Annotated in this window: 17 protein-coding genes; 4 read left to right on the top strand and 13 right to left on the bottom strand. The window is 32.3% G+C overall.

Annotated features, from left to right (window positions below; genetic code table 11):
- Positions 1 to 261: 261 nt before the first annotated feature.
- From ACFS3A_RS16680 to ACFS3A_RS16665, 4 genes are all read left to right on the top strand, one after another.
- On the top strand, positions 262 to 1311 hold the full coding sequence (locus ACFS3A_RS16680; protein WP_379826693.1) for a sensor histidine kinase: 1050 nt from the start codon (positions 262 to 264) through the stop codon (positions 1309 to 1311).
- Positions 1308 to 2042, top strand: a complete 735-nt coding sequence (locus ACFS3A_RS16675) for a LytR/AlgR family response regulator transcription factor (RefSeq protein WP_379826692.1) — start codon at positions 1308 to 1310, stop codon at positions 2040 to 2042. The genes ACFS3A_RS16680 and ACFS3A_RS16675 overlap by 4 nt, the downstream gene beginning before the upstream one ends.
- A 19-nt stretch (positions 2043 to 2061) precedes the next feature.
- Entirely contained in the window at positions 2062 to 2355 is a 294-nt protein-coding gene (locus tag ACFS3A_RS16670; protein ID WP_379826691.1) for a DUF3861 domain-containing protein, read from the top strand.
- Between the two features lie 355 nt (positions 2356 to 2710).
- Positions 2711 to 3937: a PQQ-dependent sugar dehydrogenase gene (locus ACFS3A_RS16665; protein ID WP_379826690.1), complete on the top strand. Its 1227-nt coding sequence runs from the start codon at positions 2711 to 2713 to the stop codon at positions 3935 to 3937.
- Between the two features lie 297 nt (positions 3938 to 4234).
- Here ACFS3A_RS16665 and ACFS3A_RS16660 read toward each other — a convergent pair whose 3' ends face one another.
- The 13 genes from ACFS3A_RS16660 to ACFS3A_RS16600 form a co-directional block, all read right to left on the bottom strand.
- A complete protein-coding gene (locus ACFS3A_RS16660) occupies positions 4235 to 4849 on the bottom strand; it encodes a thioredoxin family protein (RefSeq protein ID WP_379826689.1) in 615 nt (204 codons plus the stop codon).
- A gap of 11 nt (positions 4850 to 4860) precedes the next feature.
- Positions 4861 to 5337, bottom strand: a complete 477-nt coding sequence (locus ACFS3A_RS16655; protein WP_379826688.1) for a TlpA family protein disulfide reductase — start codon at positions 5335 to 5337, stop codon at positions 4861 to 4863.
- Positions 5338 to 5554: 217 nt separating this feature from the next.
- On the bottom strand, positions 5555 to 6211 hold the full coding sequence (locus tag ACFS3A_RS16650; RefSeq protein ID WP_379826687.1) for an Imm19 family immunity protein: 657 nt from the start codon (positions 6209 to 6211) through the stop codon (positions 5555 to 5557).
- 80 nt (positions 6212 to 6291) lie between these two features.
- On the bottom strand, positions 6292 to 6945 hold the full coding sequence (locus ACFS3A_RS16645) for a hypothetical protein (RefSeq protein WP_379826686.1): 654 nt from the start codon (positions 6943 to 6945) through the stop codon (positions 6292 to 6294).
- Positions 6946 to 6954: 9 nt separating this feature from the next.
- Positions 6955 to 8028, bottom strand: coding sequence for an SMI1/KNR4 family protein (locus tag ACFS3A_RS16640; RefSeq protein ID WP_379826685.1), 1074 nt, complete (start codon positions 8026 to 8028; stop codon positions 6955 to 6957).
- A 71-nt stretch (positions 8029 to 8099) separates the two neighbouring features.
- Complete coding sequence (locus ACFS3A_RS16635; protein ID WP_379826684.1) at positions 8100 to 8759, bottom strand: hypothetical protein; 660 nt, start codon at positions 8757 to 8759, stop codon at positions 8100 to 8102.
- A gap of 11 nt (positions 8760 to 8770) precedes the next feature.
- Positions 8771 to 11281 (bottom strand): DUF1963 domain-containing protein, encoded by a 2511-nt coding sequence (locus ACFS3A_RS16630; RefSeq protein ID WP_379826683.1) that lies wholly within the window; start codon positions 11279 to 11281, stop codon positions 8771 to 8773.
- A gap of 100 nt (positions 11282 to 11381) precedes the next feature.
- Entirely contained in the window at positions 11382 to 11969 is a 588-nt protein-coding gene (locus ACFS3A_RS16625; RefSeq protein WP_379826682.1) for a hypothetical protein, read from the bottom strand.
- A gap of 4 nt (positions 11970 to 11973) precedes the next feature.
- Positions 11974 to 12726: a DKNYY domain-containing protein gene (locus tag ACFS3A_RS16620; RefSeq protein ID WP_379826681.1), complete on the bottom strand. Its 753-nt coding sequence runs from the start codon at positions 12724 to 12726 to the stop codon at positions 11974 to 11976.
- Positions 12727 to 12737: 11 nt separating this feature from the next.
- Positions 12738 to 13460 (bottom strand): DUF1963 domain-containing protein, encoded by a 723-nt coding sequence (locus tag ACFS3A_RS16615; protein WP_379826680.1) that lies wholly within the window; start codon positions 13458 to 13460, stop codon positions 12738 to 12740.
- A gap of 43 nt (positions 13461 to 13503) precedes the next feature.
- Positions 13504 to 14034: a hypothetical protein gene (locus ACFS3A_RS16610; RefSeq protein WP_379826679.1), complete on the bottom strand. Its 531-nt coding sequence runs from the start codon at positions 14032 to 14034 to the stop codon at positions 13504 to 13506.
- Between the two features lie 14 nt (positions 14035 to 14048).
- Positions 14049 to 14747 (bottom strand): SMI1/KNR4 family protein, encoded by a 699-nt coding sequence (locus ACFS3A_RS16605; RefSeq protein WP_379826678.1) that lies wholly within the window; start codon positions 14745 to 14747, stop codon positions 14049 to 14051.
- 22 nt (positions 14748 to 14769) lie between these two features.
- The gene (locus ACFS3A_RS16600) at positions 14770 to 15366 is read right to left on the bottom strand and encodes an SMI1/KNR4 family protein (protein ID WP_379826677.1); all 597 of its coding nucleotides are present in this window, start codon (positions 15364 to 15366) and stop codon (positions 14770 to 14772) included.
- Positions 15367 to 15531: the final 165 nt, after the last annotated feature.

The following is a 15531-nucleotide window of genomic DNA, read 5'->3' as shown; positions in this document are numbered from 1 at the left end:
GAAAAATGTGTGATTATCGATTATATGACAACAAAAGAACTAAAATATAACAAACGAAAAATTTCAAATAGACGAAGAGCAAAAGAGAATCGATAAAGGCAACCTAAGAACCGATGGACTTTTTTAAAATATTAAACAAGTGTTTAATTTTTGACTTATCGGCTCTAAAATGCTTTTTAGAGACTCTAAATCCGTTTTGGGCGATTGCCAAAAAATCGTATTTAAATAAAATGTAATATTGTCTCAAAATCATAATTTGTAATGACACCAAATATTTTCAGACCTTATTTATTCACCGGATTACATATTCTCAGTTGGGTATTATTAGGCTTTATTATGTTGTTTTACATGCCTTTAACCTGGAATGTAATTCTTCCGTCTGCTTTTTGGCTTTGGCAGATTATTTTATTGTTATTATTAATGATTATTTTTTATTCGAATGCTAAAGTCATAGTTCCAAGAACCATTTTTAAGGATAATACTTCGCCTTTTATGATTTGGGCTCTTGTCATTATTTTCATCATGCAGTTAATTGCTTATTTTTATACTTCCCAAACTGATCTTCATAACAAAATCAGTTTAATATTAGGATTTAAAAAATATAGAAATCCCTATTTTGACAATTACGTTTTAACACTCACTTTGTTGGTTTTAGGAATCAGTACGAGCTGGGCGATGCTGCAATACTGGCAAAAAGCTGCACAGCACAAACAGAAACTGGAGCAAGACAAAACAATGGCTGAACTGGCAATGTTAAAAGCACAGATTAATCCGCATTTTTTCTTCAATTCGCTTAATAGCATTTATTCACTTACCTATACAGATATAGAAGATTCCAGAAATGCGTTACATACTTTAAGTCGTATGATGCGTTACTTACTTTACAGCACTGAAGGAGAAAGAACAACTTTATTAAAAGAAGTCGAATTTCTAAAAGATTTTATTGCTTTAATGAAACTGCGTGCCAACAGCAAACTAACCATCACAACTGAAATTCCCGAAAAACTGCACGATTATCCAATTGTTCCCATGTTATTACTACCTTTAGTAGAAAATGCATTTAAACATGGCGTGCATGCCACTGATAAAAGCGAAATACACATAAAACTTACTCAGGAAGGAACTGATTTAGAGTTTGAAGTAGAAAATACTTTTTTTGAAAAAGTCTCTATTCCCGATGTAGGAGGCATTGGCTTAACCAATACCAAACGAAGATTGCATCTGATTTATCCCAATCATCATTTTATGACTTTTGGTGTTACTCCGGATGGAACCTATAAGATTAAACTGAAAATAACTTTAGAGCAATGACCGTATTAAAATGTATAGCAGTAGATGATGAACCATTGGCTTTAAAATTGGTAGAAACATTTATTCATCAGACACCATTTTTAGAATTAATTACTACCTGCGATAATGCTGTAGACGCAATGGGTATTATCAGGGAAGAAAAACCGGATGTTGTTTTCTTAGATATTAACATGCCGAATTTAACCGGAATGGAACTAGCAAGGCTTTTACAAGATCAACCCGGACCATTGCCAAAAATCGTTTTTACAACAGCATACAATCATTATGCTATTGAAGGTTATCGCGTAAATGCTGTTGATTATCTTCTAAAACCTTTTAGTTATGAAGAATTCCTTCGTGCTTCAAGTAAAGTGCTTCAATTACATGAAGAAGCCAACAATAATGCTTTCCAAAACATTGCTGCCGATGACGAATTTATCTTTTTGAAAGTTGAATATCAATGGGTTCGTATTTCGCTAAAAGACATCTGCTATATTGAAAGTTTGAAAGATTATGTAAAAGTACATCTTGAAGATTCGCAAAAAGCTTTGCTGTCACTTATATCCCTAAAAGCTTTAGAAGAAAAACTGCCGTCTTCAAAATTTATGCGGGTACATCGCTCGTTTATTGTTTCCTTAGATAAAATTAGTGCCATTAGTAAAAACTCCATTTTTATTGATAAGATAGAAATTACGGTTGGTGAACAATATAAAGAGGCCTTTAAAGTAATGGTTGATAAATGGCTTAAATAAAATTAGAATACAAAAAATTATGGAAAAAAGATCAAACAAATATTACTTAACATTAAGTCTTAAGCAATACGCAAATGGTGAAACCGAACCTGCAAAAGAATTAGGAATCGAATTTGACAATCACGATGAAATTTTTGGAATTATTGACCGAATCAAAGAAAAGAACCTTTTTGCTGACGATTCTGAAGCAGTTCAGTTTGCAATTGGACTGAAATTATTCAGCGAAATCAAAATTAAAAATCGTAAAAACCCACTTTTTGACGAATTAAATGAAGTTTTTCCTGTCTTCATGAAAAAACTAAAAAGTCTTTAAGAATCCCTTTAAATTCAAGACCTCGTCGATATTGCCTTTCAAAATTTGAATGTTAAATTTAAGATATTAAATAAATAATCTAATTTTTATTGACAATAATCTCTCACAAAATCCCGTTTCAATTAAGCATGTCCCACTAAATGCTTTTCCAAAAGAAGTTTAATTTCTGCTTTTTGAAATTCTTTTGCTTCAGATAAAATGGCACAAAGCATTTAGGCATTCTTAATTGAAAATATAAGGAGAATTTATTTCGAAACTGACCATTTCATTTTAAATAAATCTCCAAAAACAATCTTCTCTTTCGAAATGTTCGATAATGCATAATTTATTTTTTAACCATTAAAATGAAAGCATTATGATAATTCAAAAAAGTATATTACTTCTTGTTGGAGTCTTAGCCTTAAGCAGTTGTTCCAACAATGACAATGATGACAATACCAATACGGGCCCAACAGGACCACCCGTAGAAACTGGTACTGCCAACACTACCTATCAGCCTGCATTTGCCGGACAAACTCGTGCCGGAAGCATTCAGACTACCACAGAAATTGAATCTAAAGTTATCACCAGCGGTTTAAGCGCTCCTTGGGGCGTTGCCTATCTTCCTGACGGACGTCTTTTAGTCACTGAAAAAGGTGGAAATATCAAAATAGTTACACAAGCTGGAGTAATTGGTAATGCCTTAACGGGAGTTCCTGCCGTTAATCCTGCAGATCAGGGAGGTTTGCTGGGAATTTGCCTTGATCCTGCTTTTGAAACAAATAGAATGATTTATTGGGCATTTTCTGAAGCTGTAGCTGGCGGCAATATTACTGCGGTTGCAAAAGGAAGAATATCTAATAATGACACTGCTCTTGAAAATGTTACTGTGATCTACCGTTCGAATACGCCAAATGCCAGTACGCTGCATTATGGAGGCCGTGTTTTATTTGATAAAACCGGAAATTTATTTGTGAGCATTGGAGAGCGATCTGTATTACAAACTCGTCCATTGGCACAATCCGTAAACAGTAGTTTAGGTAAAGTGGTTCGTATTTCAACTACCGGACAAGCCGCTACAGGAAACCCAACTTTTACAGGAACCGGCGCTTTGTCTGAACTTTACAGCATCGGTCATAGAAATCCACAAGGATTGGCGCTTCATCCTACAAGCGGAGAATTGTGGCAAAGTGAACACGGGCCAAGAGGCGGTGACGAAATTAACAGAATTAAAGCCGGAGCCAATTATGGATGGCCTACAATAACTTACGGAATTGAATATGGCGGAGCAAAAATTGGAGACGGAATCACACAAAAAGAAGGAATGGAACAACCTGTTTACTACTGGGATCCTGTAGTTTCTCCTAGTGGAATGACATTTTATGCAGGAAAAAGAGTTCCGGAATGGGAAAACAATTTATTCATAGGTGCCTTAAGCGGCATGCATATTGTACGTTTAGCTTTTAAAGACAATAAAGTAGCCGGAGAAGAAAGATTATTAGCCGGAGAAGGACAAAGATTTAGAGATATTACACAAGGAAAAGATGAAGCATTATACGCCGTTACCGATCAAGGAAGACTTTACAAAATTGATAAAAAATAGAAAGCAAACTTGTTCATTATACTAGCCAAAAACGCCCCAATTAAGGGGCGTTTCGTATTTTTAAAAATTTTGGTTTCAAGTTTCAAGTTTCAGGTTTCAGGTTTCAGGTTTCAGGTTGCTATGCTTTGTGTTTTTCTTACCGCAAAGCACGCAAGGTTGTTTTATATGTAAAATCTATAGAAAACGCAAAGTTCGCAAAGCTTTGTGTAAAAACTTTGCGAACCTTGCGATTATGTATACATATCGTATATCAACCTGAAACTTGAAACTTGAAACTTGAAACCTGAAACAAAAAAATTAAGCTTTCGCTTTTCTTTTTACCGTGCAGCCAATTTCTTTTGTTTGTGTTACAGCTGGTTTCTGTCCACTTTTTAGTGAAGCAATTACATCTTCAGCATATTTAACTTTATCGGCTTTATTTCCTTCCGGATCATTGTCGATTGCTCCAACGTATTCTACTACGTTTCCTTTTGCTGTTTTAGAAATAATGAAAACGTGTGGTGTACGTTTTGCTCCGTATTCGTCAGTAATTTTTTGTCCCGGATCGAATAAGTATGGGAAAGGATATTTTTTCTCTTTTGCTAAATCCTGCATTTTACTGAAAGTATCGGCTGTCGAAGCTTCCGGATCATTTGGATTAATAGCAATTACCGGATATCCTTGTGGTCTGAATTTTTTATCTAAATCAATAATTCTTTGCTCATATCCAATTGCATAGGGGCAAGTATTACAAGTAAAAACAACGATATAACCTTTTGCCTCCTTAAAAGTTCCGAAAGAAACTTCTTTGTTGTCAACGTTCTTTAATTTAAAATCTGGTGCTTTATCTCCTGCTTTAAGAGTTGCTCCTGTCTGTGCCTGCGAAAGAAAGGCAGAAAAGGCTAATGCGAATAATAAGATTATTTTTTTCATGGGTTAGGAATTTATAGTTTTTTATACTCAGTTAATAATTGTTCATAGGTAAATTCACTTTCGACAAATTTTCGTTTGTCTCCTTTGATAAAAAGTGTTGCCGGAATACTTCCTGACCAGCTCGGATCGATCCGGTCAATGAATTCCTGTGGACTGCTTTCGTTTAAAAGAAATACTTCGTTTTTAAGATTCTTTCTTTTTACAAACGGAATTACATTCGACTCTAATTTAGATTTGAAATCAAGACTCACTAATAATACAGCCAGTTTCTCTGATTTATGTTCGGCACTTAATTTTTCAAAATGGGGTAATTCTTTTATACACGGCGCGCACCATGTTGCCCAGAAATTAACAACATAAGTACTGTCTTTTCCGTTTTTGATTCTTTCGTTCAACTGATCGATGTTCATCAGTTTAACTTTCTGACTGTATGCTGAAACTGAAACAATAGTGAATAGAAATATATAGAGAACTGATTTGATTTTCATAAAAAACGCTTTAGAATTAATTTTGAGCCTTACAAATATAAACTAATGAAATCTTACTTTTTGTTAATGAAAATTTAATGAGTTTTTTTTTGAGATACTAAGATTCTAAGTTGCTAAGATTTATGTATCGTTCCTATGGAACTTTATGATTTTTGTCTTTATTTTTCAACGGATTGATCCCGATAGCTATCGGGAATTGCTACAAAATGAAATATTCCTACGGAATTTTAGAAGAAACTAAAATCTTGTTCAATTCAATCACATTTTCCCGATAACGTGGATAAACCTCAACATTCCTAACGCTGTGATTTTGATTATTGGTTATGCCAACTCCTTCTATTTCAGAAAATCCGGATTCCATAACTAAACCATTTAAAATACAATCGGCTATATATTCAGAATGTGTTTCAAATTTTGGAATTGAATTTAAATGTTTTACTATAAACGGTTTTAAAATCAATCTTTCATTTTCAACAATTCCTGTCATTGGTAAAAAAAGGAGAAATAATTCAGGATATTTTTCAAAAGCTAATAATTCCTCTAATGTAAAAAACCAGGCTTCAAAATGTCCGCCCAGATTTCCAATATAAATATCATTCAGGAAAAAGTTAATTTCATATTCCTGAAATTCAATCGCGTAATTTAGATTATCGTTGATTTTTTCTGCAATGTATCTTGGGTTTTCTTCTATCTCTGCTTCATTCAGAAATGATCTTTCCCATTCGTAAGCTTTGGTTTCGTCCGTTTCTATCACTTCCAGAACCTCATCAATGTTTAGTTCTTTTTGATCGTCGTATCCTCTTGACCAGCAGAAATAAAATTTCCAGAAAAAGGTGTTTTCTTTTATTTCTTTCAATATAATTTGTTTATTCATGCTTTTCAATTTGTTTTCTCTTGTGCTTTTTATTAGTTATTCTTTTATAGTAAAATTGTTTTTAATCTACTAATATTCATCTAATTTGAAAATCTATCAAGAACTTTTTGAGGAGCATAATGAAATTCAAACTTATCTTTTATCGCATTATCCACAAGTTTATAATATTCCGTCCACGCTTCTTCTCTATTGGAAAAGCTTCTTAAATCTGTACCATCAAACAAATCCGTCTCATTTCTAATTTCAAACATTTCATATTGAGTATAATTTGAAAGATTTATTAAACAGCTAACCGTTTGAGGTCTTAAATTTTCAATAAACACATCAAAAGTGCAGATTTCTTCTTGAAGTTTATATTGCAACCAATCTAGGTCACAAATATCCTGTACATGAAAAATATGAATTGTATTTCTATGTTTATTTAGTAAAACTATTTCTGTTGCACCATAAAGACTTCCTATTTGAATAAATTCATCTGGAATTTCTTCACGAAACTCATCTTCAAACGTTTTCAACTCATCTTCGTCCGATAAAAATCTAAATGGTTTTTCAAATTCTTCTTCATCTCCTTCAATTATCAATTCTGCAGGAACTGCCAGCAAATTATTTCCAAAAATTTTATAAGAATGAAGACTTCTTAGGTTTTCAGAGAATTGAGAAATAGTATCTTTTTGTAAAGAAGATTTTTCTCCAAATGGCTCTATACTTTTTTCTAATTTTTCTAATGCATTCATTTTTTTTAACTATTCTTCATCCAACATAAAATCAAACTTCTGAGGCTGTCCTTTTTTTACAGCATTTATCTCATTTTGTAATAATTCTTCCAGAGAGTCTGCAATTACACCTCTATACCACGATTCGTTCTGAAGCTCAATTATCTGTCCATAATTTCCTTTTGAACTTGGATCAGTGTCAAAAAGCAAGTAATCACCTTCACGGCTTTCTGCAAAAGGTATCCAGCCAGGATTAGCATAATTGCTAGCTTTTACCCTATCATCAAACTCCGCTACTAAATCTTTTATCGCTTCGTAATCATCTTCATCATTCATTGATTGTATATCCTCCCACTCCTTTTTTATTTTTTCGAAGGGTAATAAATCATATTGGCAATTGTTCCTAAAAAAAGAAAATGGAGAGGTTACAGGATCGTACTGAACATTGTAAATTTTGTAAAAATTAACAAGCTCGTTCGGAATAACTATATGATTTTCCAGATCTAATTCTGTGTTTTTTTCAATATCTTCCAGAGTTATTCCATGTATGAGATTATAATATGGATTTCCAACCGAAATAATATTTGTTGTTTCTATTACCCATTCTTCCCACAGACCAATAAGTTTTTGATATTTCTCCTCTACCGGAAGTCGTTCATGTGGTTTTTGAGAACTTTTGTATTCAAATATTTTAATTAATTCTACATTTTTACTATTCCTTTTCTTGTATAATGAGAAACCAATTCCATTTATTTCAAATGCCCCATCTGTATCGCCTGAAAAACGTCTGAATAATTTATTCTTATTGTTTTCCTGATAATCAAATACATCTTGTTCCTCAACCCAAAATTGACCTTTAAATACTTTATTGGGACTAAAATCGAATTCTGTTTTTTCGATCATCAACATAATATATTCTACCCATGTTCCATTTTTAGAATAAGCTAATATTCCATATTCATCCCAGATATAAATAGTATTAAATTCTTTTACAGTTTGACGAAACTCTCCTAACAAATTTCTAAGGGCATAAACATTTACCGGAAATTCAAAATCAACATCATTAATTTGAAATCTGTTCTCATCTAAGATTAATTTTATCATATTTTTTTTTGTTATTACAGAATATCTTCCTACAACTTCTTCAATGCATTTTTATATTAACTTTTATTTGCTTATTTTTTAATTGTTGCAAATATTTTTCCCTTCCAATAAAAGTTCTTATTTACAATAGAATCAAAAAAATCTTCACGTCGAAATTCAAACTTTGCTTTCATTATACCTTTCTGCCAAAACTTCCTGTCAATTATAATATAACCTGTTGTAAATCCTACACTATTTTCAACCCCCGTTATACTCAAAAGCAATACATCTGCCTTACAATCATCTCCAACAATCATTAATTCCAAACTACTATGAGTCGAGACATTATTGAGCGTATAAGCGTACACAGTATCCTTAGATTTTTGCACTACCTCAATAAAATTTGTTCCTGCCCATTCCCAAACCTTAGCAACACTTTCAATTGTATGTGTAAGATGAGTAGTATCCACTATAGCATAATAGGCAGAAATTGAATCTTTAAAAATTTTACCTGTTTCATCTATCATACTATCTAATTCAGAAGGACAGAATCCATCGCAAACCAATTGTCCAAAATCATTTTTATAGATCCCTTCCGGGTAACTCCATTGATTCTTAAACGAAAAATCTCCTTTTAATTTATCGACCCATTTGATTTTTAAAATATTAGACTGATTTACAGTCTGTCCACTTACTTTAACATTCAATAGACAAAAAAGGCAAATCAGTACTATATAGTTTCTCCTAAACATAATAAATACTATTAACTACTCTCTAACCCGCAATACACATTGGAGAAATCTCTTTTTACCAGGTCACTTTTATGAATTACAAAATAAATTTCACCTGCGTCCCAAAAACAGAATCCAGGATTATTATCGGAACTTACCTTTAACAGCACCATCCATTCTTCAGGTTTTCCTTTTAATTTATCAACCGTTTCTATTTCAGGAGAATCATACTGTTTGAACACATAACTATTTACTGAATGTATTGACTCTTCGCCAAGCGGAAGAAGCATTTTTTTTAATGCATCCGTTTTCTCTTGTTTTTTTGTTAGCTCTTTTAATTCAGGAGCAATATTTTTATAATAATGTTCATCATAATAAAATGCGGGCAAACTTGGGTAATTGAATGTAGCAACTATAAATGGTTCAAAAATATCAAATTCAAAATATTCTATTTTTTCAGCATTATCGAATTCTCGTGCTGATTTTAGCTTACTGATTTCTCCATCATAATAAATCACCTTTGGTTTAAAATTCTCCTGATCTTCAATAAAAAAATATAATATCCCTGTACGAGGCAAATACTCTTGCAAATGAGCAACTGATGCACAATTAATCTGTGCAATAAACTGCCAGGCATAATTTGTTTCTTCTTGATTTTCGGTAATAATCTTAGGGAAACTAACAGATTCAGGCAAATCCGGAAGACCTCCAAAACGGTTATTTCCTATTTCATCATAATCATCAAAAACAGTAGTTACAAAACTGACCGAGTGGCGCGCAAGCTTATTGATACCCTCTTCATATTTTTTAAAATCTACTTTTTCAATAGCATGAGCAAGTAAATTACGCAACGCAATGTCATTACGGGCATAAAAGACTTCATCGTTATATGGAACTACTCCTTTTCCATCGGTTCCTTTATAAGAGTAATCGAGCAGAGTCATCTTTTTCTCCAGTTCTAATTCAAGTTCAGGAATATTTTCTAATCCTGATGGAAGCCATGTAATTGGGTTATTTTTAATATTAAGTCTTGCCAGATTCTCTAATTTAAGATACGATGCCGGGACTTTATCAAGCTGATTTCCTTCTAAATGTATTATCTCAATCGAACCATCTAATCGAAAAGCAGGAGCACTTACTAATTTATTATACTGTAGATAACAAAATTTAAGTTTTTCCAGGTATTGAAATGTATTCGGATTTATCCCTTCAACTTTACTGTCTGTGAAAAGGAAAAATTCTAACTCTCTTAAATCTCCTATCCATATTGGCAATTTTGTAATGGCAGAAATACCGGAAAAATATAATTTCTTTAAATTTTTAAAATGTTTGATAAATGATGGAATTTCTACGAATTCAGATGCCTCTTGACTATTATTGGTAAAATCGACTATTAAGGTTTCTAAATCTGTAAACGAATCAATTGATTCCCTAAATTCAACATAATCCGGATTGGTTAACTTTACATGACGGACAACTTGTGGCATTGCACCTTCAAGTTCTTTAAAAGTAGTAAACTCATACTTTTCCCATTCTAATTCCTGCAACGAAATTCTTTTTGCTAAGCTTATTTTATAGCATTTTTTTTGTTCTCCACACTCATCTTCCAAGTATCCGTTCAACCCTATCCAACCGTCTTTAAGAGTTACATTTCCTGTAAAACGTAGAGAAAAAGTAAAACCACTTTCCCAGAGATAATGATTATAGGTCTTGTCACGGCTCAATACAAATTGAATAACACCTGTTGGTATACCAGCATCATACACTTTACTGAAACTAAAGTGAAAGTGTGCTCCTCCATTATACGAATTTACCACATGTCCATGACACTCTTTGTCATAATCCCTAACTAAACCTTCTAATGCTATATATAGTTTATCGTTACTATTTACATTACACTCTGATGTAAAATCAAAAACAACATCATCAATTATCCAATGTTCTTTTTCATCTTGAGGAATACAAAAAGCTTCTATTTCTTTTGGAATATCTGCTTGTTCCTTTTGTAGTACACTTTGACCTGCGACAATTTCTGTGGTCTGTTCGTTATAATAAAAACCTCTTAAAAATGAAGGCAATTTATCCATTGCTTCCTGAGGATCTCCGAAATATTTAAGGCTCATCCATATTTCCTCAAACAATGGCTCATAAAAATCTCTGTGTGCAATTTTGCAATCTGCTTTGAAGGTATAGCAAAACTCATCGCTAATTTGAAGTATACCCAAATAATAAAAAATGTTATCATTTGTCCTTACTAATCTAACATTCGAATTAAGATTTTCTATTTGTATTATTTTGTCTGCAATGATCTCTTTGATATCATCCTCAGATAAGCAACTTTGCCAATAACGAAAAATAAGTTCCTCATGTGAAAATTTATCAAGAGAAACTATCGGAATTAGTCCTGTAGTGGCAAAAGACAAATAATCATCTTTTGGAAATTCATGAGCAGCACGAATGCTTTCCCATGCGATTTGGACGTCACTATAAATATCTGGAATAGAAAGACTAAAAGTAGAAGTTTTAAATTGTTGATTCCCCATATTAATAACTTTAATAATATAAAATCATAAATATAAATCTGTAATACTTATAAAACATCCTTTAAAAGGTATTATTCTATCATAAAGAGCCAAACTTCTTTCAGTCAATAATTCTAAAAGGATACGTAAAATCAGCTGTATAATCCGGCTTTTCAGCAGTAGGTTTTAATACGAACTCAAAAGTAGGTTCCATACTTTCAAACTCTTCTATTTCTCCTGAAACTGTTTCTACTTTAAAAAGTTGTTTGGTTAATCCAGCCAAAATAGCTACCGAATACCAGCCATTTGGCAATTCTATTGTTGCGTGTTTATATTTCTTTAGTAATTCGACTTTGGTTTCTGTAAAATCTCTTAAATAGGGAATTGTGTAAAGATAAATTCTGCCATTCACTACCTTCAGACAATATCCATCACGCTGATGCTGAACTTCATTTCCTTGTTTCAACAACTCTGGCGTTTCATCTGACAAATTGAAATAAACGGTATAAGGATAATTTTCAATTCCTATCATGGGCACCATTACGCCTTCTTCTACAACCTGATCTCCTGTTTCTTCTGTTGTGAATTCTGTCAGTAAATCATCGGGAAGATTATTCTCTATCTTGTATTGAAGTAAATAATCCGGATCGCCCAGAATAAAATAATCCATTAGATCATTTAAAATTTCATCGAATTTATATAGTGCCATAATTTTAGCGTTTGGTTCTTTTTCCCATATAGTAACTGTATTCTTTGTCAAAAGCATATCCTCTTTCGTCAATTACTTTAAAGTGAAAATCATTCAGACTTTTCGATTTTATCACTTTCACTTCTCTACTTATTGTTCTGATGAAATAAGCTTGTTTATTGTCTTTCGCATAAAAAGCGTTGTCGCATTCCAGATAATAAATTCCGTCTAAGCATCCGTCCAGAATTTTAAATGTCTTTGGATCTGCTTCCGGAATTATCTCTCCTTTAAAGAAAACATGGTTTTTATCCATTGCCAGATTTTCGATTAATTCTGGATGTGGAATTGTAAAAGATTCCAAATCGGCGTTTTCAATTAACTTTACACTTCCAAAATACAATTGATCGTCAACCTGAATATGATAATCATTCAGATGTTTTGCTTTACTGAGATCAAAAGGCATTTTATCATTATGACGATAATAGTTTCCGTTGGAGAAAGTATATCCTTTTTGAATATCAATTACTTTAAAATCCTCTGGCTTAGCATTTTCTAAAAGACAAAAACTCGTATAAGCACTTTTTAAATAAATGTGGTTCTTATCTTCAAAATAAATTGTAAAAGCAAAACCATCATTATCAAATTCTGCGTTAGTGGCAATTATTACAAAAGTCTCAAAGTCGATTGTTTTATAAAACTTTCTAAACACTTCACTGTCATAACAAAGAATAAATTTATTGTCTATAATTTTATAACCGTGTCCTAAATCTTTAATCATCTTTTTATTTTTTACGATTGTCCCCAGTGAAATTCACAGTTACTAAAATTCAGATTCTTCAAATCATTTTTATCAATTAAAACACTGAAAACACCTTCATCATTAAATCCATTTTCTCCAATCTGTAAAAGCACTACTTTATTTGAATTGACAACTTCTAATATTTCTTCTTCCTGCCACTGGCAATGTGTAAAGATTCCGAAGATTTTTGAAGTTTCACTTCCTTCAAAATAATCCCATAATACCCCTTCATCATTCGTATATTCTTCTTCATCTTCGTCTTCAGGCTGACGGTAACGACTTGATAATTTTTCTGTATTAGCAAAGGCCTCTTTAATTAATACCCCTTCAAAAAAATTATCGTCATGGTCTTTTACCACTCTCTCCAATTCGCTGTTATCAATATCAGCATAAGCTACAAGTCCTTTGTCTTCTATAATATCCGCAAAAAAGAACAAATGTCCTGTTTTAGGTAAAAGTCCCGATTTATCATGCGGTGCAATCTGCTTTAAATCCAACTGACCTGCAAAACGCAAATCATCCGGATACGGAAAATCTTTTGGAAGATCTGCAATTGGCCCTCCATAACGCGAATGTCCCAGCGGAATGTCAATTGTACTGGCTTTTACTAATAATCCATCTTCAAGTAAAATCTCTGCTACTTCTACACTATCTCCATAATAATGTTTTGTTGCCGGACGTAATTCTATGATGTCAAATGTTTCGTTTTTCATACTACCTATGAGATGTTCCTAGCGGAACATTTTTAATTAATTTTTAAATTTCAAAAGGATGCTTCTTCAATAAAAGACCACTAATTTCCTCTAATCTTTGTTTGTATTCTGTTTTTAATTCCTCGTTGATTTCATCTTCTGTTTCGTAGATTTCATCCAGTTGTTTATTGAGATAAGCGAATTGAAGCCACTTTTCAAAATTCAATCCTAAATCAGTAAAGTTTTGAGTACTCATTTCTTCCTGATTGTGATCGTAGAAATAAACTTTATTTTTAGCATCAAACAGCCAATAATCTCCTTGTCCGTTTTGAGCAAAAAACCAGAAGTTTTCTATTGTTTCTTTTGTATTTTCAGACCAATAATCGGGATCTAAAAATTCTTTTGTTTCATTGTATGCTTCAACACTGTCAAACAAAATACATTCTGATGAAATTTCAACGGTTTTGATCTGAGTGACAATATCTTTATATAATCCAGCAAAAGGAAAAAAAACCGATTTTGGAAAGTTTCTAATCGATTGTTTATTTATTAAAAGCTTTTCTTTTATGTTTTGAATAGACAGAATTGTAAACATCTTTTCTTTTTTAATTAATCCTCTTCGTCTTCTTCATCATAATCCTCATCATCATAAGACAAATAAGACCAGTCAATATCTATAATATCTAAAATAGCATCAAAACGCTCTTGATTACTGCTTCCAATAAAAGAAGCCGTGCAATTATTATCCTTATCAAAAGACAAACTGATTACATCATAAAAATCGTCTGTATATACTTTTTGATTGTCTCTGCTGATTTCGGGTACGAAGGTCCATTTTTCCTCAACTAGTTTTACTATTGAAGGATCAATTTCACCAATATAATTTCCGTTGTATTGTAAACCACCTAAAGTTCCATTATAAACTCCCATAAACAAAAAGAAGTCTTCTGTATTTTGTGTTTCAATTTCCCATTCCGATCTTTCGATTGTATCATAATTTCCATAAACTGGCGGATTGTCGAGTTTCAAATCATCCTTTTTTATTCCCCAGATAGCGACATTTTGGTTTTCTTCATAAATAACCAGAAAATCTTCTTCAGAAAAAGCAACTTCTTCAGGTTTCAGTAATCGGTTGTAGACATAATTGAGATTTTCTTCTTTTCCCAATTCGAGATAATATTCTTTAAGTTTTATGGGAAGAGTAATTTCTAAATCCTTTTCAAGTTCAAGAATTTCAGCTTCTGAAAATCCGTAGTTTTCTTTTTCTGAAAGTCCGTAAAGACGTTTTATTTTTTGAATGTAATTCATATAAAATTTTACTTTTTGAAGATTAATATCTCCATTTTCTAACTATTTTTTCTCCTAATAAATCGATAACTATTTCTTCTGTCCAATCTTCTGCTTCTTTATCTTCTGAAAAATCAGCCTGGGCAAAAATCAAACAGCCTTTGAGATAATCGTCAACGGAATCAAACATTTTGGTCAAATAAGGAGTATCATCATGGTCATAATAATAGATTTCTTTTGTTTCGCTGTGAAAGCAGAACATATTCCCGTTGCCTAAATAATCACTGAAAGAAATTAAATAAGGTAAAAGTAGTTTGTCTTCTTCTGAAAAATCAGGGCCATATTGCGGAGCATCTGACCAAATATCTTTAATCCAGTCGATTTCCGGAAATTCCTGAAGTTGTTCACCTATATCGGCAATTCCGAATGTTTCGTAAAATAATTTTAAGTTTTCTGGTAAGGTAGTTCCCAGTTTTGTTTCGAGAGCCAGAATCTCATCTTTTGAAGTGGGTTTCTTTAAATCGTCGCCAAAATTATCTGCAATTGTCTCGATAATTTTTTGTGTGTTGACTTTCCATTCCGAATCTCCAATTTTATCAAACGGAATGAGGATGTCTTCTTTCTTCTGTATTTCGATCATAACAACGGCTTGTATTTTTACTAACTGTGAAAATACACAATTACTTGTAAGATTGCAATTACTTTATGATTCGTCAGTAGGATTTTTATATAAAAATGACAATTCCTTAAAATTGAAACTCTTTTTTCTAGTCACTTTTTTTTGACTAATTGACTTGTGACTAAA

This window comes from Flavobacterium notoginsengisoli (genome assembly GCF_042686225.1).
GTDB classification, from domain to species: domain Bacteria; phylum Bacteroidota; class Bacteroidia; order Flavobacteriales; family Flavobacteriaceae; genus Flavobacterium; species Flavobacterium notoginsengisoli.
This window is presented reverse-complemented; position numbering and strand designations above follow the sequence as displayed.